The organism is Candidatus Similichlamydia laticola (assembly GCF_003339615.1).
In the GTDB taxonomy this organism is placed as follows: domain Bacteria; phylum Chlamydiota; class Chlamydiia; order Chlamydiales; family Parilichlamydiaceae; genus Similichlamydia; species Similichlamydia laticola.
The window spans coordinates 1-3413 of record NZ_QQBG01000003.1 but is presented as its reverse complement, the minus strand read 5'-3'; the positions used below and the strand labels follow the sequence as shown (position 1 = coordinate 3413).

The following is a 3413-nucleotide window of genomic DNA, read 5'->3' as shown; positions in this document are numbered from 1 at the left end:
GAGACCAGACGCTCCGTCAAAGTAGTGGTAACTTGTGTTTGTGAGATAAATCCTTTGAGCAGAAAGATTAAGTAGTCTAGCTGTCTGCCCAACGGAATAATAACCCTTCGAGTTATCGAACAGCAATTTTCCGTTATACATACTCTTAGAACGAGAATACCTATCCCTTCGGTAAGCTGCTAAATCATCGAGGTCAATGGTCCAACGTGCAACTTTTTTATAGGCTTTCAGCTTTTTCTGCTTGATCGCTACATAAATGGCTTGACGGGTAACATTGTTGATTTTGGCAGCTTCTGTAATAGATACAGCCCTTCGATCCTCCCCATTGTTACCCTGAGACCGGTTAGAAGGGGTCCTGCTCTCCCTGTCTGCATCGTAATGAGCCCTTGAGCTTTGTGACCGGCTAGAAAAGCCTCTGCCCTCTCTCTCGTTATCGTGGGGTCTTGAGCTCTCACCTACATCATCCTTCATGTCTCGGGACATATTAAACTCCAGGAAGATCCAACATTCAAACTTTGAAGCCGCGATTATTATTAAAAGTTTCTACGTTTGTCAACTATTTAATTTGTTTAATTTTCATTTAAGATCCATCTAGACAGGACTCAATATCCACTATGACCTCCTTCCAGCAATCATTTTTGCTTCCCCTATTTTGCATCAGAACACGATCCTAGGAACAAGGACTCTATTGCATGAATGATTTTTCTAGATTAGTGGCACGATTTCGATTCTATTGCCGTGCCTTTATTTTTACTGTCTTTCCACTTGTTCTCTTTGGGTACAAATGGCCAGACCTATCCGAACAGGATGTCATGAAAAAGGTGGGGAGCTGTCTTCAACTGCATGCGACTTGGCATGAACTATCTCCAGAGTTAGTTGAGCGTACATTGACGACCTACTTTGGCTACCTTTCCCTTTCTGAAGACTTCTTTGATCAAAAGATACGTGAACAGTGGGGTACACCCAGCTCTTCGCTTATTGCTACCACCCTTGCCCAACTGCGAGAAGATCGCCTCACAAGCTTTTCTCAGTTAGTGGACTTGGCAAAACAAAAGCTACTGCAACTGAAAGAGGGAACAGAAGCTGAACAAACACAATTCCGAAAGATCCAGGCACAACATAAGAATTTAATTCACGGACTGTTGGCCGTTGGAGAAAACACAAGCATTGTCTGCACGCTCTTCCTGAAGGCATTTGTCTCTTCTCTGGACTCTCACTCGGAATACTTTACTCCTGACGAATTTGAACAATTTATGATCGAAGTCCAACAGGAAACTGTAGGTATTGGTGTCGTCTTAGAAGCTGTTCCTGACGGAGCACGCATCTTAGAAGTCATTGAAGGGGGACCGACACATTCGACAGGGCTTGTTTTAGAACAGGACATCATCACGCACGTCAATGAGAAAACCATCAAGGGATTACCCATCGACGAAATTGCTAAGTTACTCAAAGGAGCGGAAAACACTTCCGTAACGATTCGTATTCAAAGACACAAAGACTTCAATCTTGACGTCACTATTTCAAGAGGGAAAGTCGTTTTACAAAGAAAAAGACTAGAAGTCACACAACACGCTTTCGGTGATGGTGTCATTGCATTAATTGCCCTTCACTCTTTCTACGCAAGTCAAGATGATTCGTGTTCTGTTGAGCTCGCTAACACCATTCAGACCCTGAAAGCAGAATTAGGGGACAGTTTGAAAGCGATCGTACTTGATTTGCGTCGTAACTCGGGCGGCCTCCTCCGACAAGGCATTGAAGTTGCCAACCTTTTCCTTCGAGCAGGTGTAATCGTTTCGATTCGAGATAATAGTGAGGCCACGCAGCTTTTCCGCCACTTTGGCGAACAGACTATTTGGACAGGCCCTTTGTTTGTGCTTGTCAGTCGTGCTAGTGCTTCCTGTGCTGAGATCGTTGCCCAGTCTCTTCAAGACTACGGGAGGGCGCTAGTCATTGGAGACGATAAAACGTACGGTAAAGGATCTTTTCAAATGTTCATTTCAGAAGATCCCAAAATGGTACAGACACAAGGTGAAATTAAACTAACACGCGGTATGTATTACACAGCCTCGGGGAAGAGCCCTCAAGGCAAGGGTGTCCAACCCCATATTTTGGTTCCTGGACTCACGTCACAAGCTCCTATCGGGGAAGAGTTTAGCCGTTTTTTCCTCAAAGCAGACGATATACAGCCTAGCTTTGAAGATGGGCTCACAGACATCCCGATTGGGCTACGTCAAAGGATTCTTCCTCTCTATCGCCAAAATGCCCAACCGCTCTACACCCTTTCAGAAGAGGCCATCCGACGCATGCAAAAAAACTCTCAAGATCGTATCCTCACCAACCCTGGCTATCAGAAGGCACTGACAAAGTCAACGGAACAAGATGAATCTTTACGCATGTTCTTGTCCAATTCACCTTCTTGGAAAGAGTGTGATTTTCAATTAGTTGAATCGCTTAACGTTGTTAAAGATTATCTCTACATGGATGCAACCTCTTCCGGCGTGCCTATTTGGTTCCCTTCCAAGTAACTTCGTCGTCTTTGAGGATTGTGGCATGACCGTTCGTGTCCGTATTGCACCTTCTCCTACAGGAGAACCGCATGTAGGTACTGCTTACGTGGCTCTTTTCAATTGGCTTTTTGCGAAAAAGCACAACGGAACCTTTGTTTTGAGGATTGAGGATACAGATTTACAACGCTGTTCAAAGGAATGGGAAACAGCCATCTTTGACGCCCTACATTGGCTTCGTATGGACTGGGCAGAGGGACCTGATAAAGGGGGGCCTTACGGGCCTTACCGACAATCAGAACGAAAAGACCTCTACGTTCGACATGCCCTTCAGCTCCTTGAAGCAGGTAAAGCTTACAAATGTTTCGCTACACCTGAGGAATTGAATCTCATGCGGGCTCTTTGTTCGGGGGGAAGAAAGGGATATGACCGCCGCTACCGTTATTTGTCACAGGAGGAAATTGCTGAGAAAGAGGAAGCTGGAGAGCCCTACGTCATCCGTCTTAAAGTTCCATTAGAAGGAGAAGCCCGTTTTCAGGACGGTATTCGTGGAGAGATCACCTATCCCTGGTCGGATGTAGACGATCAAATCCTGCTCAAGTCAGACGGTATGCCAACTTACCATCTTGCCAATGTTGTCGATGACCATGACATGCGAATCTCTCATGTCTTGCGTGGAGATGAATGGGTCAGTTCGACGCCGAAACATCTTCTTCTGTACGAATACTTTGGATGGTGCCCCCCCCAATTCTGCCACCTGCCTCTTCTTCTTGATCAGGAGGGTAAAAAATTATCGAAAAGAAAAAATCCAACATCCATTTTCTTTTTCCGTGATTTGGGCATTCTTCCTAATTGCTTGATTAATTTTTTGTCTCTCATGGGCTATAGTCACCCCGAGGGTAGGGAGAT

Annotated in this window: 3 protein-coding genes; 2 read left to right on the top strand and 1 reads right to left on the bottom strand. The window is 45.2% G+C overall.

Annotated features, from left to right (window positions below):
- A partial coding sequence (locus tag HAT2_RS00120; RefSeq protein ID WP_245932335.1) for a helix-turn-helix domain-containing protein occupies nucleotides 1-483 on the bottom strand: 483 nt, incomplete at its 3' end.
- Nucleotides 484-692: 209 nt separating this feature from the next.
- Here HAT2_RS00120 and HAT2_RS00115 point away from each other — a divergent pair.
- Nucleotides 693-2525: a S41 family peptidase gene (locus tag HAT2_RS00115; RefSeq protein ID WP_114544026.1), complete on the top strand. Its 1833-nt coding sequence runs from the start codon at nucleotides 693-695 to the stop codon at nucleotides 2523-2525.
- 25 nt (nucleotides 2526-2550) lie between these two features.
- The coding region (gene gltX / locus HAT2_RS00110) for a glutamate--tRNA ligase (protein WP_114544025.1) at nucleotides 2551-3413 on the top strand (863 nt) is incomplete at its 3' end.

What these genes read in the sequence shown, in the direction of transcription:
- HAT2_RS00115 (WP_114544026.1), top strand. Translation starts at nt 693, where the DNA reads ATGAATGATTTTTCTAGATTAGTGGCACGATTTCGATTCTATTGCCGT.